The sequence below is a fragment of the Pseudomonas sp. ES1 genome (assembly GCF_050586605.1).
GTDB classification, from domain to species: Bacteria; Pseudomonadota; Gammaproteobacteria; order Pseudomonadales; family Pseudomonadaceae; genus Aquipseudomonas; species Aquipseudomonas sichuanensis.
In genome coordinates this window covers 24,162-49,415 of sequence record NZ_JBOBDM010000036.1, presented here as the reverse complement: position 1 = coordinate 49,415, position 25,254 = coordinate 24,162, and the positions used below count along the sequence as shown (strand labels likewise).

The window sequence follows — 25,254 nt, the reverse complement described above, 5'->3', positions numbered from 1 at the left end:
AGGTGCGCTGTGACTTTCACCACAACGCAATAGTCTACCTGTAGGCTGCCGCCTCGAACGCACAACGCTTCGGGCCGGCCGGGAAGATTCATCCCCTGCCACAGGGGGTTATTGAGGAGCTCGCATGACCAAACAAAACGCCTTTACCCGGGAAGACCTGCTGCGCTGCAGTCGCGGTGAGCTGTTCGGCCCCGGTAATGCGCAACTGCCCGCCCCGAACATGCTGATGGTCGATCGCATCGCCCATATCAGCGAGGAAGGCGGCAAGTTCGGCAAAGGTGAATTGGTCGCCGAGCTGGATATCAATCCGGACCTGTGGTTCTTCGCCTGCCACTTCGAAGGCGACCCGGTGATGCCAGGCTGCCTGGGCCTCGACGCCATGTGGCAGCTGGTCGGCTTCTTCCTCGGCTGGCAGGGCCTGCCGGGCCGCGGCCGTGCGCTGGGTTCGGGCGAAGTGAAATTCTTCGGCCAGGTACTACCCACCGCCAAGAAAGTCACCTACAACATTCACATCAAGCGCGTCCTGAAGGGCAAGCTGAACATGGCCATCGCCGATGGCTCGGTCAGCGTCGACGGTCGCGAGATCTACACCGCCGAAGGCCTGCGAGTCGGCGTGTTCACCTCCACTGACAATTTCTAAGGGTTATTCGCATGCGCCGCGTCGTTATCACTGGTCTGGGCATCGTTTCGTGCCTGGGCAATGACAAAGCTACCGTCACCGAAAACCTGCGCAACAGCCGTCCGGGCATTCGTTACAACCCGGAATACAAGGAAATGGGGCTGCGTAGCCAGGTTTCCGGCTCCATCGACCTGAACCTCGAAGAGCTGATCGACCGCAAGGTGTATCGCTTCGTTGGGCACGCCGCTGCCTACGCCTACCTGGCGATGCAGGATGCGATCAAGGACGCGGGCCTGACCGAAGAGCAAGTGTCGAACCCGCGCACCGGCCTGGTTGCCGGTTCCGGCGGCGCTTCCACGCTGAACCAGATGGAAGCCCTGGACACCCTGCGCGAGAAAGGCGTCAAGCGCGTTGGCCCATACCGTGTCACCCGCACCATGGGCAGCACCGTGTCGGCGTGCCTGGCCACCCCGTTCAAGATCAAGGGCATCAACTACTCGATCTCGTCGGCCTGCGCCACTTCGGCACACTGCATCGGCACCGCCCTGGAGCAGATCCAGTGGGGCAAGCAGGACATCGTCTTCGCCGGTGGCGGTGAAGAAGAGCACTGGAGCCAGTCGTTCCTGTTCGATGCCATGGGCGCCCTGTCGACCAAGCGCAACGAAACCCCAGAGCTGGCCTCGCGCGCCTACGACGCCGACCGTGATGGCTTCGTCATCGCTGGCGGTGGCGGCATGGTGGTGGTCGAGGAGCTGGAACACGCCCTGGCCCGTGGCGCCAAGATCTACGCCGAAATCGTCGGCTACGGCGCGACCTCCGACGGCTACGACATGGTCGCCCCGAGCGGCGAAGGCGCGATCCGCTGCATGCAGCAGGCGCTGTCCACCGTCGACACCCCGATCGACTACCTGAACACCCACGGCACCTCCACCCCGGTCGGCGACGTTGCCGAGATGAAGGGCGTGCGTGAAGTGTTCAAGGACAAGGCTCCGAAGATCAGCTCGACCAAGAGCCTGTCCGGCCACTCGCTGGGCGCCGCAGGCGTGCACGAGGCGATCTACTGCCTGCTGATGATGGAGAACGACTTCATCGCCGGCTCCGCCAACATCGACGAGCTGGATCCGGAAGTTGCCGACCTGCCGATCGTGCGCAAGACCGAAGACGCCAAGCTCACCACCGTGATGAGCAACAGCTTCGGCTTCGGCGGCACCAATGCCACCCTGGTGCTCAAGCGCTGGGAAGGCAAGTGATCGCTTGATCTGCTGAACGAGAACGCCCGGGCCTTAGGTCCGGGCGTTTTTGTTTGTGCAGTGCGGTATTTAGCATCATAACGGCACCGCCCTCATCGCTGGCAAGCCAGCTCCCACAGGCATGACACAGGCCTTGAGGATGGCGCGATCAATGTGGGAGCCGGCTTGCCGGCGATGAGGCAAACACAGCCGTCAGACCGAAAACCGCTGTACCAGGGTGTTCAAGTCCACCGCCAGCCGCGATAGCGACTGGCTCGCCGCCGAGGTTTGCTCGGCGCCGGCTGAAGACTGATGCGCCAGGTCGCGAATGGTGGTCAGGTTACGGTCCACCTCCCGCGCCACCTGGGCCTGCTGCTCCGACGCACTGGCGATCACCAGGTTGCGCTCGTTGATCTGGCCGATGGCCCCGGCAATCGCTTCCAGCGCCGCACCGGCGGCATGGGCGCCATCGAGGGTCGAGCGGGCCCGCGCATCACTTTGCTGCATGCCCTGTACGGCACGCTCGGCACCGCCCTGGATAGCCACGATCATCTGCTCGATCTCGCGGGTCGAAGCCTGGGTGCGATGGGCCAACGCCCGCACTTCGTCGGCCACCACGGCAAACCCGCGACCGGCCTCGCCGGCCCGTGCCGCCTCGATGGCGGCGTTGAGCGCCAGCAGGTTGGTCTGCTCGGCGATCGAACCGATCACCTCCAGCACCTTGCTGATATCGTGCACCTGCTGGGCCAATTGGCCGACCTCTTCGGCATTGCCGGCCACGCCACTGGCCAGCGCTTCAATAGCGGTGACCGTGGCCTGCACCTGTGCGCGGCCCTGGCGGGCGATGCGGTCGGATTCGGCAGAAGCTTCCGAGGTGGCCACGGCATTGCTCGCCACCTCCTCCACGGCCGCGGTCATCTGGTTGACCGCCGTGGCCGCCTGTTCGATCTCCAGGCTCTGCTGCTGCAGGCCGCGGGTGGCATCCTCGGTCACCGCGCTGAGCTCTTCGGAGGCCGATGCCAACTGACTGGCCGAGTCGGAAATCCGCCCGATGGTCTCGCGCAGGCTTTGCTGCATGCTTTTGAGCGCCGCCAGCAGGCGCGCCGGCTCGTCATCGCCATGCACGGCGATCTGCGGCGTCAGGTCGCCGGTGGCGACCGTTTCGGCCACTTTCAGCGACTGCCCGAGGGGGCGCACGATGCTGCGGGTGAGAGCCATGGCCAGCACCACTGTTAAGGTCAGGGCCACCAGCAGCAGCCCCATGACCCAGACCCGCGCGGCACTGTAGACCGACTCGGCCGTGGTGGTGGCCAGCCCGGCATGGTGAGTGTTCAGCGCGATCAATTCGTTGAGGCTGGCCGTCATCTGATCGGCGATCTGATTGATCTCGCCATTGACCAGCGCCGCTGCCGCTTCGATACGGCCATCGCTGGCCAACTGCACCACCTGGCCCTGCAAGGTCATGTACTGGCCTTCGAGGCCCAGGTAGCGGTCGAACAGGGTGCGCTCCTCCGGCAGCACGATCAGCGCGTCATAGCGCTGCTGGGCCTTGCTCAGGCCGGCCTTGATCTCCTCGATGCGGGCACGGTTCTGCTGCTGCGCCGTGCTGTCGGTGTTGACCAGCAGGCGCAGGGTGAGCGCGCGAATGCGCAGCATGTCCTGGCTCATGCTGCCCACCGAGATGATGCTGGGCAGCCAGTTGTCGTCCACCTGCTCGGCCTGCTGACGCATGTTCGTCATCTGTTGCAGGGCGAAACTGCCCAGCGCCACCACCAGCAAGGCCATGATGCCGAAGCCGATCCCGGCGCGCGGGGCGATATTCAAGCGTCTGAGGCTCATTTCAGGATCCCTCCCAAAGGTATTGTTCCGTCGCTTAAAGAAGGTATCGGGCGGCTCGAAATTTGCGTAAGACAAAAACGCGATATCAAAACGCTACTTGTCCTGCTTTGCCGCCTTGGGTAGCACGGCAAGGAAATTGTCGCGTGCCAGCTTGTTCGCGACCGCCACCGGCAGGGCATCGAGAAACGGCTTGAAGCCATGAAGCTGCTCGCCAAGGCTGTGGAAGCGCCCCACTAGGTCAGAGCCAAGCATGAACCGCCCAGGAAAGCGCTCTACCAACTGCAGCCAGGCTTGGCGAGGCACGCCTTCGGCATCCAGCAAGAAAGGTTCGAGCACGCTCCAGGGCAGGTCGACGTAAAGATTGGGGTAATCCTCGAGCAGCCGCCTTGACGGTTCAGTGCCAGCACGCGAACCGCTATGCTTGGGGCAGTTCCCCTGCCCACTCCGGAGTATCCCCATGAGCAGCCCCTTGGTCATCCGCCCCCGCGCTGAATCGGTCGAGGGCCAGCCGATCCTGCGCCCGCTGCCCTCGGCCCAGTGCCGCAGCGTCGGGCCATTCGTGTTCTTCGACCATATGCTCGAGACCGACTACGCCCCGGGCAGCGGCATGGATATCCGCCAGCATCCGCATATCGGCCTGTCGACCCTTACCTACCTGTTCGAAGGCGAAATTCAGCACAAGGACAGCCTGGGCTCGGACCAGCGTGTGCGGCCAGGGGATGTGAGCTGGATGACGGCGCGAGGCGGCGTGGCCCATGTGGAGCGCACACCTGCCGACCTGCTGGCCAAGGGTTCACGGCTACACGGGCTGCAGGTGTGGCTGGCGTCGCCCCGCGAGCACGAGCAGGGCATGCCGAGCTACAGCCATCATCCGGCGGCGAGCCTGCCAGTCAGTGACAGCCTTGGGGTGCAGATCCGCATGATCGCCGGAAATGGTTTTTGCCTGGAGTCGCCAGTGCCGGTGCTCTCCCCTACCCTGTATGCCCACGTGCACATGCAATCGGCCACGACGCTGGTGGTGCCCGACGAACATGCGCAGCGGGCACTGTATCTGCTGGACGGTGAGCTGTTCATGAACGACGAGCAGGTCGAGGTCTGCAGCATGATCGTGCTGCAGGAAGGGGAAGAGGTGACGCTGTATGCCGAGGAAGAATGCCAGTTGGTGCTGATTGGCGGCGAACCGCTGGATGGGCCGCGGCGGATGAACTGGAATTTCGTGGCCAGTGACCCGGAGTTGATCGAGCAAGCGCGAGCGCGTTGGGCGGCGGGAGATTGGCCGGTGGTGCCTGGGGAAAACGGACGGATCGAATTGCCGCGTTGATGCGGGGCCGCTTTGCGGCCCTTCGCGGGTAAACCCGCTCCCACTGAAGGTCACGAGATCCCTGTGGGAGCGGGTTTACCCGCGAAGGGCTGCGCAGCAGCCCCTTTTACATTCAACCGCGGAACACTTCGCTGAGCAGGTTATGCATCGAGCGGAATGCCCGCTCCGACGTGCGTCGGTCGTACTGCATCTTGCCCGGCACATTGGCATTCGGGTCGGTGAACGAGTGCACCGCACCGCCGTAGCTGAGCAACTGCCAGTCGACCTTGGCGGCATTCATCTCGTCTTCGAAGGCCGGCAACTGTTCTTTCGGCACCAGTGGGTCGGATGCACCGTGCAGCACCAGCACAGCGCCTTTGATGCGCTTGGCGTCTGCCGGGTTCGGCGTATCCAGCGTGCCGTGGAACGACACGGCCGCCTTCAGATCGGCACCGGTACGCGCCAGTTCCAAGGCGCAGCAACCGCCGAAGCAGAAGCCGAAGGTAGCCACTTTGCCCGGTTCCAGCAGGGCCTTGGACTGGCCCAGCAACTGCGCCAGGGCTTCCTGCATGCGTTTGCGCAGCTCGGCGCGATCGTTCTTCAGCGGCATCATCGCCGCCCCAGCCTCATCGGCATTGGACGGCCGCACCGATTGCCCGTAAAGGTCGGCAATCAACACCACATAGCCCTGCTCCGCCACTTCCTTGGCGATGCGCTCGGCACCTTCGCCAATCCCCATCCAGTTCGGCGCCATCACCAGGCCCGGCTGCGGCAGTGCGCCGGGAGCATAGACCAGGCGGCTTTCATAGGTTTTGCCGGACAGGTGATAAACCAGCGACTCGACGATGACCTTGCTCATTCAACACTCCTTGGCATTCACGGTTGTGCGAATTCTAGACTCTTTCACTCTTTTCGCGGGGCAAGTCGCATCGGCGCACCGCCGCTCCCACGGTTGGGCATTTAGGCATGAATAAAAAAGCCCGCCGAAGCGGGCTTTTCTGTGCATCAACTCAAGCAGACAGCTCGACCAGTAGCTTGTTGAGGCGACGGACATAAGCCGCCGGGTCCTTCAGGCTGTCACCGGCCGCCAGTGCCGCCTGGTCGAACAGGATGTGCGACAGCTCGGCGAAGCGGTCTTCGCTCTGCTCGCCATCGAGCTTCTCGATCAGCGGGTGGCTTGGGTTGAACTCGAAGATCGGCTTGGAATCCGGTACCTTCTGCCCGCTGGCTTCGAGGATCTGGCGCATCTGCAGGCCCAGGTCCTGCTCGCCGATGGCGAGGATCGCCGGCGAGTCGGTCAGGCGGTGCGAAACGCGCACTTCGGCAACGCTGTCACCCAGCGCGCCCTTGAGGCGCTCGACCAGGCCTTCCTTGTCCTTGGCCACTTCTTCCTGGGCTTTCTTGTCCTCTTCGGAGTCCAGCTTGCCCAGGTCCAGGTCGCCACGGGCGACATCGACGAAGGCCTTGCCATCGAAATCGCTGAGGTAGCTCATCAGCCACTCGTCGATGCGGTCGGTGAGCAGCAGCACTTCGATGCCTTTCTTGCGGAAGACTTCCAGGTGCGGGCTGTTCTTCACCTGGGCGTAGGATTCGCCGGTGAGGAAGTAGATCTTGTCCTGGCCTTCCTTGGCGCGAGCCAGGTAGTCAGCCAGGGCGACGCTCTGCTCGCCACTGTCATCGTGGGTCGAGGCAAAGCGCAGCAGGCCGGCGATCTTCTCTTTGTTGGCGAAGTCTTCGGCCGGGCCTTCCTTCAGCACCTGGCCGAAGTTCTTCCAGAAGCCCTTGTACTGCTCGGGTTCGTTCTTGGCCAGCTTCTCCAGCATGTCCAGCACGCGCTTGGTCAGCGCGGTTTTCATCGAATCGATGATCGGATCCTTCTGCAGGATCTCGCGGGAGACGTTCAGCGACAGGTCGTTGGAATCGACCACGCCTTTGATGAAACGCAGGTACAGCGGCAGGAACGATTCGGCCTGGTCCATGATGAACACGCGCTGCACATAGAGCTTCAGGCCGCGTGGCGCTTCGCGCTGGTACAGGTCGAACGGCGCGCGGGCCGGCACGTACAGCAGCGAGCTGTACTCGAGCTTGCCTTCGACCTTGTTGTGGCTCCAGGCCAGCGGGTTCTCGAAGTCATGGCCGATGTGCTTGTAGAACTCCTGGTATTCCTCGTCCTTCACATCGGTGCGCGAACGGGTCCACAGGGCGCTGGCGCGGTTGACGGTTTCCCACTCCTGCGCCGGTTGCTCTTCACCCTCGGCGGCTTCGGCCTGCTCCTTGGGCAGCTCGATCGGCAGGGCGATATGGTCGGAGTACTTCTTGACGATGTTGCGCAGGCGCCAGCCATCGGCGAACTCGTCTTCACCACTTTTCAGGTGCAGAACGATGCGGGTGCCGCGCTGCGGCTTGTCGACAGTGGCAACTTCGAACTCGCCCTCGCCCTTGGACGACCAGTGCACGCCTTCGGCGGCCGGCAGGCCGGCGCGGCGGCTGAACACGTCGACTTTGTCGGCGACGATGAATGCCGAGTAGAAGCCCACGCCGAACTGGCCGATCAGGTGCGAATCTTTCTTCTGGTCACCGGTGAGGTTCTTCATGAAGTCGGCGGTGCCGGACTTGGCAATGGTACCCAGGTGCGCGATGACGTCTTCGCGGCTCATGCCGATACCGTTGTCCTCGAGGGTCACGGTGTTGGCGGCCTTGTCGAAGCTCACGCGAATCTTCAGGTCGGCGTCGCCCTCGAGCAGTTCAGGCTTGGCCAGGGCTTCGAAGCGCAGCTTGTCGGCAGCGTCGGAGGCGTTGGAAATCAGCTCGCGGAGGAAGATTTCCTTGTTCGAATACAGGGAATGAATCATGAGGTGCAGCAGTTGCTTGACCTCGGTCTGGAAGCCCAGGGTTTCTTTTTGAGTCTCCACACTCATCGTCTTCAAACTCCAATCTGTTGGTAGGTGACGCCTGGCGACCCCGTGGGCCTGCATTTCTTGGCGGATGTTCAGCAGATGGGGGCTTGTCCGACCATTTCAAGGGGCTATTCGAGCGGTTTCTCGGGTTCGATCTTGAAGTGCGCACGGGCGGTGGCGATGGGCGTGTCGCGATCGGCCTGCCAGGCGGTGATGGCAACGTTGGTCACACGCCGGCCCTGGCGCCATAGCTGGCACTGGGCGAAGGTATCGCGGTAGTGGCCGGCACGCAGGTAGTCGATGGAAAAATCAATGATTTTCGGGATGCTCGCGCTTTCGCTGTAGATCAGCAGGTACAGCGCCGCGGACAGCTCCATGAAGCCGGCGATGACGCCACCGTGGATGGCCGGGAGCAGCGGGTTGCCGATGTTGTTCTCGCAGGCCGGCAGGCGGAACAACAGGTCGTCGCCCTGGCGCTCGCATTCGATGCCGATCAGCCCGGCGTAGGGAATCAGCGCCAGCAACGGGCGGTAATCGCCACGGGTGTGGGCTTCGTTCAACTGCTGGCGAGTGCCTGCAGGGATCATTGGCGTGGCTCCTTGAGGCTGTTGCCGAAGCGGATGCCGCCCTTGATGTCCTGGCCCAGGCGCATGAAGGTGCCGACCACCTGGCAGATCGGCTGCGACGGGTCGTCCTGGTAGGCACTGCCACGGGTAAAGATCACGTCGCGGGTGACTCGGTAGCACTGGGCATGGCCATAGATGTCCTTGCCGGCCTCGGCCGGGTGCATGTAGTCGATGCGCAGGTCCAACGTCGGGCACACCTCGAAACGCTCCAGCGCGCATAAAGTCGCCATGCCGCAGGTGGTGTCCATCAGTGTGGTCAATGCACCGCCATGCACCGCGCCGTTCTGCGGATTGCCGACAATCGCCGGCGACCAGGGCAGCACCAGGGTCATGCCTTGGGCATCGGCATGCTGCACGCGCATCTGCAATAACTGGCAGTGTTTCAAGGCTGAGAGAAATCGCTCGGCCATGGCCATCAATGGCGTTTCGTTCATACACCCTCGCTGCATAAAATCAGTGAAAAGTCTATATAGGCCAGGCAGTTATATATCTTTAACATTCGTGGAACTTATCCGCCCGCGGTGAACTCTTAGGAACAAGTAAAGTTATTCCACCCAGGAGAGACACCCCATGCGTAAACCTTTTGCTTTTGCTCTGATGCTGGCCGCTGCCATGGGCCTGGCTGCTTGCGATAAAGCGAGCGAAGACAAAGCCCAGGACGCACAGCAACACGCCGAGCAAGCCCAGGAAAAGATGGGCGAAGCTCAGGATAAGATGAACGAAGCCGCCAAGGAAAACGCCGAAGCCGCCAAAGATCAGGCCGAAGCGCAACAGAAAGCCGCCGAAGAAGCTGCCCCGGCTACTCCGGCTGCCCCAGCGCCGAGCGAGCCTGCCAAGCAGTAATTGGCCAAAACAAAAAAACCCGACAATGTCGGGTTTTTTTGTGCCTGTTGATTCTAGATGAAACGCTTCAGTTGTTGATTACCGAAGTTTCCTTGCTTGCCTCTACCGCTGCACTTTGAGTGGGCGTGAACACCATCACTTCAAGCACATGGGAGTGGAACTCGCGGCGATACAGAATGAACACCACCCCGACACTCATGACCATGAACAGCCACGGGCTGATGAACCAGCTCAACATGGCCATGCCGAAGTAGTACGAACGCAGTCCGAGGTTGAACTGGTTGGCCGCCAGGGATAACACCCGCGCCGCTCGCGACGCGAAGGCATTGCGCTCCAGTTCACTCACCTGGCGCTCGCCGATCATCGGCGCCGACCCCACCAGCACCGCAGCGAAGTTGTACTGGCGCATGCACCAGCTGAAGGTGAAGAAGGCGTAGACGAACACCGTCGCCAGGCACAACAGCTTGATCTCCGACATCCCCTGCGAGGCCTGCTGCACCAGCGGCAGGTCGGCCAACAACGACAGCGCCCGGTCGGAGGCACCGAGCACGGTGAGGATGCCGGCGAGAATGATCAGGGTACTGGAAGCAAAGAACGATGCATTGCGCTCCAGGTTGCCAATCACGCTGGCGTCGGCGATGCGGTTGTCGCGCAGCAGCATGCGGCGCATCCAGTCTTCGCGGTACAAGTGCAGCACGCTGGCCAGGCATGCCGTGTCGCGGCCTTTCCATAGCGCATAGCGGGTGTAACCGCCCCAACAGATGGCGAACCAGCACACGGCCAGCAGATTGCCGAGGTTGTTTTGGATGAAGCTCATGCAGATACCCGCACAGAAAAGAGGTAGACCGGCTTTCGACGCCTGGATTCGGCAAAAGGCACGCGGCATGCAAAAAATCGCGGGGCAAGCCCGCTCCCACGCTCCGGGACTGTGACGCAAACGTGGGAGCGGGCTTGCCCCGCGATAGCGTAGGGGCAGGCAATAAAAAACCCCGCGCCTTCACAGGCAGCGGGGTTTTCGATTTTCACCTGCGGCTGGCACCCTGTTGGCTTGTGGCCGGCGCCAGCCCTCAGGCTTCATCGCATCAGGCCAGCACTTCGCGCGGCTTGCCGAGCATGCGGTCACAGGCCACGGCAACGCCGAGGGTGATCACCGAAGGCACCAGCCAGGCCAGGCCCTGCTCGCTCAGCGGCAGGTGGGCCATGGCGTCCGGCAGCATGTGCGCGAGGCTGCTGCCCTTGATCGCGTCGACCATGCCGAACAGCAGCGACACCAGCATTACCGGCGCCAGGATGCGCACCGGCGAGTTCCACAGCTCTTTGACGAAGCTCAGGCCCACCACCACGATGCACGGCGGATAGATCGCGGTGAGTACCGGGATCGAGAACATGATCAGCTTGGTCAGGCCGAGGTTGGAGATCAGCAGCGAGAAGCCGGCCAGGATCACCACCAGGGCGCGGTACGACAGCGGCAGGATCTGGCTGAAGTACTCGGCGCAGGCGCAGGTCAGGCCAACCGCGGTCACCAGGCAGGCCAGGGCGATCAGCACGGCGAGGAAGCCGCTGCCCAGGGAGCCGAAGGTGTGCTGCACGTAGGCATGCAGAACGGCCGCGCCGTTGGTGGCGCCAGCGGCGATTTCATGGCTGCCCGCGCCCAGGCGGAACAGGCTGATGTACACCAGCGCCAGGCCCACACCGGCGATCAGGCCGGCGATGATGGCGTAGCGGGTGATCAGCTTCGGCGACTCCACGCCGCGCGAACGGATGGCGTTGACGATGACGATGCCGAAGACCAGCGCACCGAGGGTGTCCATGGTCAGGTAGCCGTTGATGAAGCCCTGGGAAAACGGCGCGGCAACGTATTGCGGCTGCGCTTCACCGATGGTGCCCGCCGGCAGCATGAACGCGGCAATGCCGAGGGCGGCCAGGGCGATGATCTTCAGCGGGGCGAGGAAGCGGCCGACGGTATCGAGCAGCTTGCCCGGATACATCGACACAGCCAGCACCACGAGGAAATACACCAGGCTGTAGATGAACAACGCCAGCGGGCTTTCACCGGTCAGCGGGGCCACGCCCACCTCGAACGAGACGGTCGCGGTGCGCGGGGTGGCGAACAGCGGGCCGACCGAGAGGTAGCACACGGCCGCCAGCAGGCCACCGAAGAACTTGCCGATCGGGCTGCTCAGGGCGTCCATGCCGCCGCCGACCTTGGCCAGCGCGACCACGGTGATGACCGGCAGGCCTACCGCGGTGACGAGGAAGCCCAGTGCCGCCATCCACACGTGTGGACCGGACTGCAAGCCAACGATGGGCGGGAAGATGATATTGCCGGCGCCAACAAAAAGCGCAAACGTCATAAAGCCAAGCGCCAGGATATCCTGGCCTTTTAACACTTTCATTTAAGGTAGTACCACACTGCTGAAATCGGGGTTCGTGAGGGAATTTCCCCATGAATGAGGGAAATGTTGCCCGGCTTGATGAGCCAGACCCGTTTAGCGTGTCGTTCCCTTTTGGGGCACGGGCACAGAGTGAACGCGTAGGGTAACCGTTTTACCCACTAAACGCACTGCAACGGTGCTGCTTGTCCGATGTGCGTATGTGTTTGTCGTCTGGATGACTCTGTGACGGCGAAAATTTTGTCAGGCATCTACTGCGCTGTCTGTGCGAAAAAACCTATGAAAGCGATCGAGCGTCGTGATCAACGCAATCAGCATCGCCTTGAACATGACTACAGAAGGACCAGAGGGTCTTCAGGATTCCGTGGAAACACCCCACCCAGAAACGACAAAGGCCACCCGAAGGTGGCCTTTGTGCGCGTGGGGGGTACTACGTGTTACTTACTTCTTGGCTTCCCAGCCAGTCAGCTCGGCCAGGGCCTTGCCGATGTCAGCCAGGGAACGCACGGTCTTCACACCAGCGTCCTGCAGCGCGGCGAATTTCTCGTCCGCAGTGCCCTTGCCGCCGGAAATGATGGCGCCAGCGTGGCCCATACGCTTGCCCGCAGGAGCGGTCACACCAGCGATGTAGGAAACCACTGGCTTGGTCACGTGCGCCTTGATGTAGGCCGCGGCTTCTTCTTCAGCCGAACCGCCGATCTCACCGATCATGACGATCGCTTCGGTCTTCGGGTCTTCCTGGAACAGCTTCAGGATGTCGATGAAGTTGGAGCCTGGGATCGGGTCACCGCCGATGCCGACGCAGGTCGACTGGCCGAAACCGGCGTCGGTGGTCTGCTTCACAGCTTCGTAGGTCAGGGTGCCGGAACGCGACACGATACCGACCTTGCCTGGCAGGTGGATGTGGCCTGGCATGATGCCGATCTTGCACTCGCCCGGGGTGATGACACCTGGGCAGTTAGGGCCGATCAGGGTAACGCCCAGCTCGTCGCACTTGACCTTGGCATCCAGCATGTCGAGGGTAGGGATACCCTCGGTGATGCAGACGATCAGCTTGATGCCGCCGAAGGCAGCTTCCAGGATCGAGTCTTTGCAGAACGGAGCCGGAACGTAGATCACCGAAGCGTCAGCGCCGGTAGCTTGTACGGCTTCCTTGACGGTGTTGAACACCGGCAGGCCCAGGTGGGTGGTGCCACCCTTGCCTGGGGTAACGCCGCCGACCATCTTGGTGCCGTAGGCGATGGCTTGTTCGGAGTGGAAAGTACCCTGCGAGCCGGTGAAGCCCTGGCAGATGACTTTGGTGTCTTTATTGATCAGGACGCTCATTACTTGCCCTCCGCAGCTTTTACAACTTGTTGAGCAGCGTCGGTCAGGCTGGTTGCCGCAATGATGTTCAAACCGCTTTCTGCCAGTACTTTAGCGCCCAGTTCAGCGTTGTTGCCTTCGAGGCGAACGACGACCGGAACTTTAACGCCGACTTCTTTCACTGCACCGATGATGCCTTCGGCAATCATGTCGCAGCGAACGATGCCGCCGAAGATGTTGACCAGAACGGCCGCGACATTGCTGTCGGACAGAATGATCTTGAACGCTTCGGTAACGCGCTCTTTGGTGGCACCGCCGCCAACGTCGAGGAAGTTGGCTGGTTTGCCGCCGTGCAGGTTGACGATGTCCATGGTACCCATGGCCAGGCCGGCACCGTTGACCATGCAGCCGATGTTGCCTTCCAGCGCCACGTAGTTCAGCTCGAAGCTGGCTGCGTGGGCTTCACGAGGATCGTCCTGGGACGGGTCGTGGAAGGTTTTCAGCTTAGGCTGACGGTACATGGCGTTTGCGTCGATATTGATCTTCGCATCCAGGCAGTGCAGGTCGCCGTCGGCCTTGATGACCAGCGGGTTGACTTCCAGCAGGGCCAGGTCGTGTTCTTTGAACAGCTTGGCCAGGCCTACGAAAATCTTGGCGAACTGTGCAACTTGCTTGCCTTCCAGACCCAGCTGGAATGCCAGTTCACGACCCTGGAACGGCTGAGCGCCGACCAGCGGATCGATAGTCGCCTTGATGATCTTCTCAGGAGTTTCGTGAGCGACCTTCTCGATGTCCACGCCACCTTCGGTGGAAGCCATGAACACGATGCGGCGGCTCGAGCGATCGACTACAGCGCCCAGGTACAGCTCTTTGGCGATGTCAGTGCAGGATTCGACCAGGATCTTGGTCACTGGCTGACCGTTGGCGTCGGTCTGGTAGGTCACCAGACGCTTGCCCAGCCACTGGGCAGCGAACGCCTTGGCGTCTTCCTTGCTGCGAACCAGCTTGACGCCGCCCGCTTTACCGCGACCACCCGCGTGAACCTGGGCCTTAACAACCCACTCGGAACCGCCGATCTTGTCGCAGGCTTCTGCTGCAGCTTCAGGGGTGTCGACTGCGAAACCCTTGGAAACTGGCAGGCCGTATTCAGCGAACAGCTGCTTACCCTGATACTCGTGAAGATTCATGCTTTTTACCGTCTTCGTTAGGTACTGCGCTTCGGCGCTGCGCCATTACTGGCGCCGCACCACCTGTGACCGTTGACCCCGGGTTTTCCCGTGTGATCCGGTCCGGCGGACGTTCCGCGGTGAGTCTTGCACGCAAGACCCACGACGGGCAGCCCGCCGTGGTTTCTTATAATTAACGCTTCTTACGGTTGGCGACGTGAATGGCACCGCCATTCACTGCCAGCGCTGCTTCATGCAGCGCTTCGGACAGGGTTGGATGGCTGAAGACCATCATGCCCAGATCCTCGGCACTGGTGCCGAATTCCATTGCGATCGCGCCCTGCTGAACCAGCTCGGCAGCGGACGGGCCGATCACGTGTACACCCAGTACGCGGTCGGTCTTGGCATCGGCGATGACCTTGACGAAACCACCGGTGTCGTTGGCTGCCATCGCACGGCCGCTGGCCGCGAACGGGAAGGTGCCCACGTTAACCTCAACGCCTTCGGCTTTCAACGCCTGTTCGGTCTTGCCGACCCACGCGATCTCCGGGTGGGTGTAGATAACCGACGGGATCAGGTCGTAGTTCATCTGGGCTTTATGGCCCTTGATGCGCTCGACGACCATGATGCCCTCTTCCGAGGCTTTGTGGGCCAGCATCATGCCGCGAACCACGTCACCGATGGCGAATACGCCCGGTACGCTGGTGGCGCAGTGATCGTCGACGAAGATGTAGCCACGCTCGTCGATGGTCACGCCGCTGTCGGCAGCCAGCAGGTCGGTGGTTACCGGACGACGGCCGACCGCAACGATCAGCTTGTCGAAGGTGATCTTCTGCTCGCCTTCGGCGTTGGTGTAGGTCACTTCGACTTCGTTGCCGTTGACTTTCGAGCCGGTCACGCGAGCGCCCAGCTTGATGTCCAGGCCTTGCTTGGTCAGGGTCTTCTGGGCTTCTTTCGACACGGCGGTGTCGGCAGCCATCAGGAAGGTGTCCAGGGCTTCCAGCACGGTGACTTCAGCACCCAGGCGAGCCCAGACCGAACCCAGCTCCAGGCCGATCACGCCAGCACCGATAACGCCCAGGCGCTTCGGAACGGTCTGGAATTCCAGGGCGCCGGTGGAGTCGACGATGACGTTCTGGTCGACCGGAGCCGGCGGAATGTCGATCGGACGCGAGCCGGAAGCCAGGATCACGTTCTCGGCTTCGATGACTTCGGTGGTGCCGTCAGCCTTGGTGACTTCGACTTTCTTGCCAGCCAGCAGCTTGCCGTGGCCCTGGATCGAAGTAACGCCGTTGGCCTTGAACAGGGTGGCAACACCGCCGGTCAGGTTCTTGACGATACCGGCCTTGCGGCCAACCATCGCGGCGACGTCCATCTTCACTTCGCCAGTGGAGATACCGTGGACGTTGAAGCTCTCTTTGGCTTCCTTGTATTTCCAGGAGCTGTCCAGCAGCGCCTTGGAAGGAATGCAACCTACGTTCAGGCAGGTGCCGCCCAGGGCCAGCTTGCCCTCGGCGTCGGTGTACTTCTCGATACAGGCAGTCTTCAGACCGAGTTGGGCAGCCTTGATGGCAGCTACATAGCCGCCAGGACCTGCACCAATCACCACTACGTCGAATTTCTGGGTCATAAAAGATTCCTTTTTAGCTTCAAGCGGCAAGCTGCAAGCTGCAAGACCGGCAGGCTTCTACTTGAAGCGTGCGGCTTGCGGCTTGCAGCTGCGCGATTAGATGTCCAGCAGCAGGCGAGACGGATCTTCCAGCAGGTTCTTGATGGTTACCAGGAAGGTTACCGCTTCCTTGCCGTCGATCAGGCGGTGATCGTAGGACAGCGCCAGGTACATCATCGGGCGGATTACCACCTGGCCGTTGATGGCCATCGGACGCTGGATGATGTTGTGCATGCCGAGAATGGCAGCCTGTGGCGGGTTGACGATCGGGGTCGACATCATCGAGCCGAAGGTACCACCGTTGGTGATGGTGAAGGTACCGCCGGTCATCTCTTCGATCGACAGTTTGCCGTCACGGGCTTTCTTGCCGAAGGTGGCGATGCCGTTCTCGATTTCTGCCAGGCTCATCGACTCGGCGTTACGCAGAACCGGAACCACCAGGCCGCGGTCGCTGGAGACGGCAACGCCGACGTCAGCAAAACCGTGGTAGACGATGTCGTTGCCGTCGATCGAGGCGTTGACTGCCGGGAAGCGCTTCAGCGCTTCGGTAGCCGCCTTGACGAAGAACGACATGAAGCCCAGGCGTACGCCGTTGTGGGTCTTCTCGAACAGGTCCTTGTACTTCGAACGCAGGGCCATGACTTCGGTCATGTCGACTTCGTTGAAGGTGGTCAGCATGGCCATGTTCGACTGGGCTTCGACCAGACGCTCGGCGATCTTGGCGCGCAGGCGGGTCATCGGCACACGCTTCTCGGTGCGGTCGCCAGCGGCAACCACAACAGCGGCGGCAGCGGCAGCAGGCTTGGCAGCCGGAGCTGCGGCAGGAGCCGACTTCTTGTTGGCAACGGCTGCAACCACGTCTTCCTTGGTGATGCGACCGCCTTTGCCGGTGCCGGCAACGGCAGCCAGGTCGATGCCGTTCTCTTCAGCCAGCTTGCGCGCGGCAGGAGCGGCGACCGGGTCGTCTTCGCCAGCGTCGGCGGCAGCAGCGGCAGCCGGGGCAGCGGCCGGGGCAGCGGCGGCGGCAGGCGCAGCGGCAGCAGCGCCGCCTTCAACGATCGAACCCAGCACTTCGTCGGACAGGACGGTGTCGCCCTCGCCCTTGACGATGGCGCCCAGCACGCCGTCGGCGGTGGCCAGCACTTCCAGGACGACCTTGTCGGTCTCGATGTCGACGATCAGCTCGTCACGCTTGACGGCGTCGCCCGGCTGCTTGTGCCAGGTGGCAACGGTGCCATCGGCAACCGATTCCGGGAAGGTTGGGGCTTTGATCTCGATAGCCATTATCTGTGTTTCCTTAAATTCGGTTTCAGGTGCGCGAAGGCGTTAGACAGTGAAGGCGTCTTGCAGCAGTTTTTCCTGCTGTTCGGCGTGCTTCGAAGCGTAACCACAGGCTGGCGCGGCAGAAGCGTCGCGGCCGGCGTATTCCAGGACCAGTGCCTTGTTGTGGCGGCCCAGGATACGGCGCATGTGGTGCTGGCTGCTGTACCAGGCGCCCTGGTTCATCGGCTCTTCCTGACACCACACTGCATGCTTGAGGTTGGTGTAAGGCGCGAGGATTTCGATCAGGTCGTCCTCAGGGAACGGATACAGCTGCTCGATACGCACGATGGCGATGTCTTCGCGGCCTTCGGCACGGCGTTTTTCCAGCAGGTCGTAGTAGACCTTGCCGCTGCACAGGATCAGGCGTTCGACCTTGGCCGGATCGAGGGTATCGATTTCCGGGATCACGGTCTGGAACGAGCCTTCTGCCAGGTCTTCCAAGGTCGAGATGGCCAGCTTGTGGCGCAGCAGCGACTTCGGCGTCAGGACGATCAGCGGCTTGCGCAGCGGACGGATGACCTGGCGACGCAGCAGATGGTAGATCTGTGCCGGGGTGGTCGGTACGCAGACCTGGATGTTGTGCTCGGCGCACAGCTGCAGGTAACGCTCCAGACGCGCGGAGGAGTGCTCCGGGCCCTGCCCTTCATAACCGTGCGGCAGCAGCATGGTCAGACCGCACAGGCGGCCCCACTTGTGCTCGCCGCTGGTGATGAACTGGTCGATCACCACTTGCGCACCGTTGGCGAAGTCGCCGAACTGGGCTTCCCAGATCACCAGCGCGTTCGGCGTGGTGGTCGAGTAGCCGTATTCGAAGGCCAGTACCGCTTCTTCCGACAGGAAGGAGTCGTACAGCTCGAACTTCGGCTGGCCCGGGAACAGGTTCTGCAGCGGTACGTAGGTGCTGGCGTCCTTCTGGTTGTGCAGCACCGCGTGACGGTGCGAGAAGGTGCCACGGCCGATGTCCTGGCCGGTCATGCGGATCGGGTGACCTTCGAACTGCAGGGTGGCGTAGGCCATGGTCTCTGCATAACCCCAGTTGATCGGCAAGCCACCGGCCTGCATCTTCTGGCGATCTTCGTAGATCTTCGAGACCTGGCGCTGAACCACGAAACCTTCCGGCAGCTCAAGCAGCTTGGCCGACAGGTCCTGCAGGGTCTTGAGGTCGAAACGGGTGTCGTGACGCGCGGTCCAGGCGTGGCCCAGGTACGGACGCCAGTCGACGAACAGCTCGCGGTTCGGCTCCTTGACCAGGCTTTTCACCACGTGCAGACCGTTGTCCAGGGCGTTGCGGTATTCGTCGATCTTGGCCTGAGCACGCTCGGCGTCGATACGGCCGGCGCTGATCAGCTGATCGGCATACAGCTCGCGGGTGGTGCGCTGCTTGGTGATCTGCTGGTACATCAGCGGCTGGGTGCCGTTCGGTTCGTCAGCCTCGTTGTGGCCGCGACGACGGTAGCAGACCAGGTCGATGACCACGTCACGCTTGAACTGCATGCGGTAATCGATGGCCAGCTGGGTCACGAACAGCACGGCTTCCGGGTCATCACCGTTCACGTGCAGGATCGGCGCCTGGATCATCTTGGCGACGTCGGTGCAGTACTCGGTGGAACGCGAGTCCAGCGGGTTGCTGATGGTGAAACCAACCTGGTTGTTGATCACGATGTGCACGGTACCGCCGGTCTTGAAACCGCGGGTCTGCGACATCTGGAAGGTTTCCAGCACCACGCCTTGGCCGGCGAATGCGGCGTCACCGTGGATCGAGATCGGCAGCACCTTGTCACCGACCGTGTCGTTGCGACGGTCCTGACGGGCACGCACCGAACCTTCCACCACTGGCGAGACGATTTCCAGGTGGGAAGGGTTGAACGCCATGGCCAGGTGAACTTCGCCACCCGGGGTCATCACGTTGGAGGAGAAGCCCTGGTGATACTTAACGTCACCGGAGCCCAGCTCGTTCATCTTCTTGCCTTCGAACTCGTCGAACAGCTCGCGCGGGTTCTTGCCGAAGGTGTTGACGAGCACGTTCAGACGGCCACGGTGGGCCATGCCGATCACGACTTCCTTGGTGCCGTACGAGCCGGAACGCTGGATCATCTCGTCGAGCATCGGGATCAGGCTTTCGCCGCCTTCCAGACCGAAGCGCTTGGTGCCTGGGTACTTGGTGCCCAGGTACTTCTCCAGGCCCTCACCGGCCGTGACGCGCTCGAGCAGGTGCGCCTGCACGTCGGCGGAGAATTCAGGACGGCCACGCACGCTTTCCAGACGCTGCTGGAACCAGCTGCGCTGCTCGGAATCGACGATGTGGGTGAACTCGGCGCCAATGGTGCGACAATATGTCTTCTGCAGTGCTTCGAAGATTTCGCGTAGGCTCGCTTCCTCTTTGCCGAAGAACAGGTCGCCGGCACGGAAGGTCGTATCAAGATCGGCATTGGTCAAGCCGTAGTGATTGATCGACAGGTCTACAGGCGCAGGACGCTGCCACAACCCCAACGGGTCGAGCTTGGCAGCCTGATGGCCGCGCATACGATAGGCCTGGATCAGTCGCAGCACTTCAACCTGCTTCTTCTCGTGTTCACTGCTCACGCTCCCGGCGGAAACCGGTTGGGCGCGGCGCTGGTTCTTTGCCAGCAGTACGAAATGGTCGCGGATTGTCGAGTGCGATACATCGGTAGCGGTGCTGCCGTCGGCGGGCAACTTCTGGAAGTAAGTGCGCCACTCTTCTGGCACAGCGTTAGGGTCGTGCAGGTAGAGCTCATAAAGCTCTTCCACATATGCAGCGTTACCACCTGAAAGGTGGGCGCTATCCCACATGCGCTGCATCACGCTTTCTTGCATGCTTGGTCACCCTCGGTTAGGGGACTGATCGGCGAGAGCCACAGCAAACCTGGAAAAGTCCGAACACAGCGACTGAACCACGCCACTTGGATCTTGCTGATTTTCCGGGTACCAGCCCGGAAAGCCCCTGCTGGTCTCATATCTTCATAGGTAATGGGCGCGGGCTTTGTGGGCCCTAGCCCGAGTTTTACCTCAGTGCGGGCTCACCACCCGCACCTCGGCTTACTGCAGGTACAACGCTTTGAATCAGGTGCCGCTTTGCAGCAGCATGTTACGTACGTGGCCGATTGCCTTGGTCGGGTTCAGACCCTTGGGGCAAACGTTCACGCAGTTCATGATCCCGCGGCAGCGGAATACGCTGAACGGGTCATCCAGGGACGCCAGGCGCTCCTGAGTCTTGGTATCGCGGCTGTCGGCCAGGAAACGGTAGGCCTGCAGCAGTGCGGCGGGGCCCAGGAACTTGTCCGGGTTCCACCAGAACGATGGGCAGGAGGTCGAGCAGCAGGCGCACAGAATGCACTCGTACAGACCGTCCAGCTTGTCACGCTCTTCCGGCGACTGCAGACGCTCGATGGCCGGAGCCGGGGTGTCGTTCTGCAGGAATGGCTTCACCTTCTCGTACTGCTTGTAGAAGATGCTCATATCGACCACCAGGTCACGAATGACCGGCAGGCCTGGCAGCGGACGCAGCACCAGCTTGTTGCCCTTGACCACGCCCGACAGCGGGGTGATGCAGGCCAGGCCGTTCTTGCCGTTCATGTTCATGCCATCGGAACCGCACACGCCTTCACGGCAGGAGCGACGGTACGAGAAGCCCTCGTCCTTTTCCTTGATCAGTGCCAGCACGTCCAGAACCATCAGGTCCTTGCCGCCGGTATCGACGTCGAACGACTCCATCTTGGGCGCCGAGTCGGTGTCGGGGTTGTAGCGGTAAACTTCGACTTTCAACATAGCAGCCACCCTTAGTAAGTCCGGATTTTTGGCTCGAAGGCCGGAACGGTCTTCGGCGCAAAGTTGACGCCACGCTTGGCAACGCGCTTCTCACCCGGGTAGTACAGGGTGTGGCACAGCCAGTTCTCGTCGTCACGGTCTTCGAAGTCTTCACGGGCGTGCGCGCCGCGGGACTCTTTACGGGCTTCGGCCGCAATGGCGGTAGCTTCGGCAACTTCCAGCAGGTTCTGCAGCTCCAGCGCTTCGATACGCGCGGTGTTGAAGGCCTGGGACTTGTCGTTGATCTTGACGTTGGCGATACGGTCACGCAGACCGGCCAACTGCTCGATACCCTTCTGCATGTATTCGCCGGTACGGAATACACCGAAGTAGTTCTGCATGCAGCTCTGCAGCTCGCGCTTCAGGCTGGCAACGTCTTCACCGGTGGTGCGCTCGTTGAGCTTGCTCAGGCGGTTCAGGGCAACGTCGACGTCAGTGTCGCTGGCATCGCGGTACTCGACGCCATCGCTCAGGGCTTTTTCCAGGTGCAGGCCGGCAGCACGGCCGAACACCACCAGGTCGAGCAGCGAGTTGCCGCCCAGGCGGTTGGCACCGTGAACCGATACGCACGCCACTTCGCCTACGGCGAACAGGCCCGGAATGATGTGGTCCTTGCCTTCGGCGTCCATGGTGATGGCCTGGCCATGAATGTTGGTGGCAACGCCGCCCATCATGTAGTGGCAGGTCGGGATGACCGGCACCGGCGCGACCACAGGGTCGACGTGGGCGAAGGTCTTGGACAGTTCGCAGATGCCTGGCAGGCGGCTGTGCAGCACTTCCTCGCCCAGGTGGTCCAGCTTCAGCAGTACGTGGTCCTTGTTCGGGCCCACGCCGTTGCCGGCGATGATCTCTTTGACCATGGAACGGGCAACCACGTCGCGGCCAGCCAGGTCCTTCGCGTTCGGCGCGTAACGCTCCATGAAGCGCTCGCCGTGGGCGTTGATCAGGTAGCCACCTTCACCGCGGCAGCCTTCGGTAACCAGTACACCGGCGCCGGCGATACCGGTCGGGTGGAACTGCCACATCTCGATGTCCTGCACCGGCACACCGGCACGCAGGGCCATGCCGATACCGTCACCGGTATTGATCAGGGCGTTGGTGGTGGAGGCGTAGATACGGCCTGCACCGCCCGTGGCCAGTACGGTGGCCTTGGACTTGATGTACATGGTTTCGCCGGTTTCGATGCAGATCGCGATCACACCGACGAAAGCGCCGTCCTGGTTCTTCACCAGGTCTACGGCGTAGTACTCATTAAGGAAGGTGGTGCCTGCTTTCAGGTTGCCCTGGTACAGGGTGTGCAGCAGTGCGTGACCGGTACGGTCGGAAGCTGCGCAGGTACGGGCGGCCTGGCCACCTTTACCGAAGTCCTTGGACTGGCCACCGAACGGACGCTGATAGATACGGCCGGTTTCGGTACGCGAGAACGGCAGACCCATGTGGTCCAGCTCGAAGACCGCGGCCGGGCCTTCCTGACACATGTATTCGATCGCGTCCTGGTCACCGATGTAGTCGGAACCCTTGACGGTGTCGTACATGTGCCAGCGCCAGTCGTCGTTCGGGTCGGCCGAAGCGATGGCGCAGGTGATGCCGCCCTGGGCGGAAACGGTGTGCGAACGGGTCGGGAACACCTTGGTGACTACGGCAGTCTTGTGGCCGCCTTGAGCCAGTTGCAGCGCTGCGCGCATGCCTGCGCCGCCGCCACCGATGATGATGGCGTCGAACGAAATGGTTGGAATGTTAGCCATGAATCAGATACCCCAGAGAATCTGCACACCCCAGACGAAGTACGCGAACATCGCAACGCCGCATACAGCCTGGAACAGGAAACGGATCGCAGTCGCCGACTTGCCGAACGCCATCGGCGTCAGGTAGTCGGTGGCAATGGTCCACATGCCGACCCAGGCGTGAGCGCCCAGAGCGACGAGTGCCAGCAGACTGAAGATGCGCATCGCGTTGTTGGTGAACAGACCGTGCCACTGGGCATAGTCGATCCCTGGGTGAACGGCGAGGTAGCCGATCAGGAAGATGAAATAAGCCGCGAGAACGACCGCCGAGACGCGCTGCGCCATCCAGTCGTAGAGGCCCGAACGCGAGAGGTTCGTGACGTTAGTTACCATACCCAAACTCCTGCCAGAACGATCAGCACCACGGAGATGACGATCACGATTTTCGAGCCCAGCTTGCCGCCTTCCAGCGTCTCACCGACACCCATGTCCATGATCAGGTGGCGCACACCTGCGACGAGGTGGTACAGCAGGCCGGACAGCAGGCCCCAGGTCACCAGTTTGGCCAGCGGACTGGTCAGACACGCCTTCACCTCGGCAAAGCCTTCCTCGGAACCCAGCGAATTGCCCAATGCGTACAGCATGATGGCAATGCCGAGGAACAGGATGACGCCGGAAATACGGTGAAGAATGGACGTGTATGCGGTGATCGGGAGTTTGATGGTCCTTAGGTCTAGGTTTACAGGTCGTTGGCTTTTCACGGCTTTTTTCACACTGAAGAGCCCCTAGCGAACAGGGCAAAGTTGTTGGTAAGTGTACTGGTCAGGTACCCACCACCCAGGAGAGCACGACACCCAGCAGGGCAGGCTTGAAAGCCTCTGGGAGTCGGCTGCCGAGTATAGACAGTTAGGCTGCTTATGACAACGCAAGGGACTCGCCCGAATAGCGCATTGCCTTTAGTGAACAAAAGGCGTAAACGGGCGAGAATTTCGTGAAAAATCAGGCCTCAGAGGGCGTTTCAACCAGCCTTTAGGCAAATTGACATTCGAATTTATCCCTCTATAGTGGTGCGGGCCCTGCGTGGGGGGTCTGTCTGATGATTTCAAGCATTAATAGGAGGCCACATGGCTGACAAAAAAGCGCAGTTGGTCATCGAGGGCAATGCCCCCGTCGAGCTGCCCATTTTAACCGGCACCGTTGGTCCTGATGTTATCGACGTCCGCGGGTTGGGGGCATCCGGCCACTTCACCTTCGACCCCGGCTTCATGGCGACCGCTTCGTGCGAGTCGAAGATCACCTACATTGATGGTGACAAGGGCGTGCTGCTGCACCGCGGCTACCCGATCGAGCAACTGGCCGAACAGTCGGACTACCTCGAAACCTGCTACCTGCTGCTCAACGGCGAACTGCCGAATGCCGAGCAGAAGGCCCAGTTCGTCAGCACCGTCAAGAACCACACCATGGTTCACGAACAGCTGAAGTCGTTCTTCAACGGTTTCCGTCGCGACGCCCACCCGATGGCGGTGATGTGCGGCGTGGTCGGCGCCCTGTCGGCGTTCTATCACGACTCGCTGGACATCAATAACCCGCAACACCGCGAAATCTCCGCGGTGCGCCTGGTCGCCAAGATGCCGACCCTGGCCGCGATGGTTTACAAGTACTCCATGGGCCAGCCCATGATGTACCCGCGCAACGACCTGTCGTACGCGGAAAACTTCCTGCACATGATGTTCAACACGCCGTGCGAGATCAAACCGATCAGCCCGACGCTGGCCAAGGCCATGGACCGGATCTTCATCCTCCACGCCGACCATGAACAGAACGCCTCTACTTCCACCGTGCGCCTGGCAGGTTCCTCGGGTGCCAACCCGTTCGCCTGTATCGCCGCCGGTATCGCCGCACTGTGGGGCCCGGCCCACGGCGGTGCGAACGAAGCCGTACTGACCATGCTCGATGAAATTGGCGATGTCTCGAACATCGACAAGTACATCGCCAAGGCCAAGGACAAGAACGATCCGTTCAAGCTCATGGGCTTCGGTCACCGCGTGTACAAGAACCGCGACCCGCGCGCCACCGTGATGAAGAAGACCTGCGACGAAGTCCTCAGCGAACTCGGCATCAAGAACGATCCGCAACTCGAACTGGCCATGCGCCTGGAAGAGATCGCACTGACCGATCCGTACTTCGTCGAGCGCTCGCTGTACCCGAACGTGGACTTCTACTCGGGCATCATCCTCAAGGCCATCGGCATCCCGACCAGCATGTTCACCGTGATCTTCGCCCTGGCACGTACCGTGGGCTGGATCTCGCACTGGAAGGAAATGCTCTCCAGCCCGTACAAGATCGGCCGCCCGCGCCAGCTGTACACCGGCTACGAGAAGCGCGACATCGTCGAGCTGAAGGACCGCAAGTAAGCTTTCTGAGCCGAACGCAAAAAAGGCCGCCCCTCGGGGCGGCCTTTTTCGTTGCGATCCAGCGGCACCTAGGTGAGCGCTG

At 61.6% G+C, this 25,254-nt stretch carries 21 protein-coding genes and 2 pseudogenes; 5 read left to right on the top strand and 18 right to left on the bottom strand.

Translation table 11 applies throughout. The annotated features are described in order from the left end of the window. Positions 1 to 124 precede the first annotated feature (124 nt). Together fabA and fabB are read left to right on the top strand one after the other, a co-directional pair. Positions 125 to 640, top strand: a complete 516-nt coding sequence (gene fabA, locus ACQ4N9_RS16180) for a 3-hydroxyacyl-[acyl-carrier-protein] dehydratase FabA (protein ID WP_110993977.1) — start codon at positions 125 to 127, stop codon at positions 638 to 640. An 11-nt stretch (positions 641 to 651) separates the two neighbouring features. Further along, positions 652 to 1,869 (top strand): beta-ketoacyl-ACP synthase I, encoded by a 1,218-nt coding sequence (gene fabB, locus ACQ4N9_RS16175; protein WP_110993978.1) that lies wholly within the window; start codon positions 652 to 654, stop codon positions 1,867 to 1,869. Between the two features lie 192 nt (positions 1,870 to 2,061). Here fabB and ACQ4N9_RS16170 read toward each other — a convergent pair whose 3' ends face one another. The 3 genes and pseudogenes from ACQ4N9_RS16170 to ACQ4N9_RS16160 all read right to left on the bottom strand — a co-directional run. Beyond that, a complete protein-coding gene (locus ACQ4N9_RS16170) occupies positions 2,062 to 2,925 on the bottom strand; it encodes a methyl-accepting chemotaxis protein (protein ID WP_390969810.1) in 864 nt (287 codons plus the stop codon). Next, positions 2,917 to 3,687 (bottom strand): annotated as a pseudogene (locus tag ACQ4N9_RS16165) (MCP four helix bundle domain-containing protein); the annotation flags it as partial. The pseudogene ACQ4N9_RS16165 and the gene ACQ4N9_RS16170, both read right to left, overlap by 9 nt. A gap of 93 nt (positions 3,688 to 3,780) precedes the next feature. Next, positions 3,781 to 4,071: pseudogene (locus tag ACQ4N9_RS16160) on the bottom strand (amidohydrolase); the annotation flags it as partial. 73 nt (positions 4,072 to 4,144) lie between these two features. Here ACQ4N9_RS16160 and ACQ4N9_RS16155 point away from each other — a divergent pair. Then, positions 4,145 to 5,008 carry a pirin family protein gene (locus ACQ4N9_RS16155; protein ID WP_390969715.1) on the top strand — a complete coding sequence of 288 codons (864 nt, stop codon included), beginning with the start codon at positions 4,145 to 4,147 and terminating at the stop codon, positions 5,006 to 5,008. Positions 5,009 to 5,120: 112 nt separating this feature from the next. On the opposite strand, the gene ACQ4N9_RS16150 is transcribed toward ACQ4N9_RS16155, so the two are convergent. The 4 genes from ACQ4N9_RS16150 to ACQ4N9_RS16135 form a co-directional block, all read right to left on the bottom strand. Further along, positions 5,121 to 5,846, bottom strand: a complete 726-nt coding sequence (locus ACQ4N9_RS16150) for a dienelactone hydrolase family protein (RefSeq protein ID WP_323828204.1) — start codon at positions 5,844 to 5,846, stop codon at positions 5,121 to 5,123. A 151-nt stretch (positions 5,847 to 5,997) separates the two neighbouring features. Beyond that, positions 5,998 to 7,905, bottom strand: coding sequence for a molecular chaperone HtpG (htpG, locus tag ACQ4N9_RS16145; RefSeq protein WP_390969713.1), 1,908 nt, complete (start codon positions 7,903 to 7,905; stop codon positions 5,998 to 6,000). Positions 7,906 to 8,012: 107 nt separating this feature from the next. Next, the gene (locus tag ACQ4N9_RS16140) at positions 8,013 to 8,471 is read right to left on the bottom strand and encodes a PaaI family thioesterase (protein ID WP_390969711.1); all 459 of its coding nucleotides are present in this window, start codon (positions 8,469 to 8,471) and stop codon (positions 8,013 to 8,015) included. After that, positions 8,468 to 8,944, bottom strand: a complete 477-nt coding sequence (locus ACQ4N9_RS16135; protein WP_390969709.1) for a PaaI family thioesterase — start codon at positions 8,942 to 8,944, stop codon at positions 8,468 to 8,470. Before ACQ4N9_RS16135 ends, ACQ4N9_RS16140 begins: the two co-directional genes overlap by 4 nt. Positions 8,945 to 9,080: 136 nt before the next feature. Here ACQ4N9_RS16135 and ACQ4N9_RS16130 point away from each other — a divergent pair, with 136 nt between their 5' ends. Further along, positions 9,081 to 9,353: a hypothetical protein gene (locus ACQ4N9_RS16130; protein WP_125464887.1), complete on the top strand. Its 273-nt coding sequence runs from the start codon at positions 9,081 to 9,083 to the stop codon at positions 9,351 to 9,353. A gap of 67 nt (positions 9,354 to 9,420) precedes the next feature. On the opposite strand, the gene ACQ4N9_RS16125 is transcribed toward ACQ4N9_RS16130, so the two are convergent. From ACQ4N9_RS16125 to sdhC, 11 genes are all read right to left on the bottom strand, one after another. Further along, positions 9,421 to 10,170: a DUF599 domain-containing protein gene (locus ACQ4N9_RS16125; protein ID WP_390969707.1), complete on the bottom strand. Its 750-nt coding sequence runs from the start codon at positions 10,168 to 10,170 to the stop codon at positions 9,421 to 9,423. 265 nt (positions 10,171 to 10,435) lie between these two features. After that, positions 10,436 to 11,749: a branched-chain amino acid transport system II carrier protein gene (brnQ, locus tag ACQ4N9_RS16120; RefSeq protein WP_390969706.1), complete on the bottom strand. Its 1,314-nt coding sequence runs from the start codon at positions 11,747 to 11,749 to the stop codon at positions 10,436 to 10,438. A 438-nt stretch (positions 11,750 to 12,187) separates the two neighbouring features. Next, positions 12,188 to 13,072, bottom strand: a complete 885-nt coding sequence (gene sucD / locus ACQ4N9_RS16115; protein WP_110993989.1) for a succinate--CoA ligase subunit alpha — start codon at positions 13,070 to 13,072, stop codon at positions 12,188 to 12,190. Then, a complete protein-coding gene (gene sucC, locus ACQ4N9_RS16110) occupies positions 13,072 to 14,238 on the bottom strand; it encodes an ADP-forming succinate--CoA ligase subunit beta (protein ID WP_008091914.1) in 1,167 nt (388 codons plus the stop codon). The genes sucD and sucC overlap by 1 nt, the downstream gene beginning before the upstream one ends. Positions 14,239 to 14,410: 172 nt before the next feature. Further along, positions 14,411 to 15,847 carry a dihydrolipoyl dehydrogenase gene (gene lpdA / locus ACQ4N9_RS16105; protein ID WP_012273351.1) on the bottom strand — a complete coding sequence of 479 codons (1,437 nt, stop codon included), beginning with the start codon at positions 15,845 to 15,847 and terminating at the stop codon, positions 14,411 to 14,413. Positions 15,848 to 15,943: 96 nt separating this feature from the next. Beyond that, positions 15,944 to 17,170 carry a 2-oxoglutarate dehydrogenase complex dihydrolipoyllysine-residue succinyltransferase gene (odhB, locus tag ACQ4N9_RS16100; protein WP_390969702.1) on the bottom strand — a complete coding sequence of 409 codons (1,227 nt, stop codon included), beginning with the start codon at positions 17,168 to 17,170 and terminating at the stop codon, positions 15,944 to 15,946. Positions 17,171 to 17,212: 42 nt separating this feature from the next. Continuing rightward, entirely contained in the window at positions 17,213 to 20,044 is a 2,832-nt protein-coding gene (locus ACQ4N9_RS16095) for a 2-oxoglutarate dehydrogenase E1 component (protein ID WP_110993991.1), read from the bottom strand. 246 nt (positions 20,045 to 20,290) lie between these two features. After that, positions 20,291 to 20,995 (bottom strand): succinate dehydrogenase iron-sulfur subunit, encoded by a 705-nt coding sequence (locus ACQ4N9_RS16090; RefSeq protein ID WP_008091906.1) that lies wholly within the window; start codon positions 20,993 to 20,995, stop codon positions 20,291 to 20,293. A gap of 11 nt (positions 20,996 to 21,006) precedes the next feature. Continuing rightward, on the bottom strand, positions 21,007 to 22,779 hold the full coding sequence (sdhA, locus tag ACQ4N9_RS16085; protein WP_110993992.1) for a succinate dehydrogenase flavoprotein subunit: 1,773 nt from the start codon (positions 22,777 to 22,779) through the stop codon (positions 21,007 to 21,009). A 3-nt stretch (positions 22,780 to 22,782) separates the two neighbouring features. Continuing rightward, on the bottom strand, positions 22,783 to 23,151 hold the full coding sequence (gene sdhD / locus ACQ4N9_RS16080; protein WP_110993993.1) for a succinate dehydrogenase, hydrophobic membrane anchor protein: 369 nt from the start codon (positions 23,149 to 23,151) through the stop codon (positions 22,783 to 22,785). After that, positions 23,145 to 23,531, bottom strand: coding sequence for a succinate dehydrogenase, cytochrome b556 subunit (sdhC, locus tag ACQ4N9_RS16075; RefSeq protein WP_110993994.1), 387 nt, complete (start codon positions 23,529 to 23,531; stop codon positions 23,145 to 23,147). Before sdhC ends, sdhD begins: the two co-directional genes overlap by 7 nt. 351 nt (positions 23,532 to 23,882) lie before the next feature. Here sdhC and gltA point away from each other — a divergent pair, with 351 nt between their 5' ends. Next, positions 23,883 to 25,172: a citrate synthase gene (gltA, locus tag ACQ4N9_RS16070; protein ID WP_110993995.1), complete on the top strand. Its 1,290-nt coding sequence runs from the start codon at positions 23,883 to 23,885 to the stop codon at positions 25,170 to 25,172. Positions 25,173 to 25,254 lie beyond the last annotated feature (82 nt).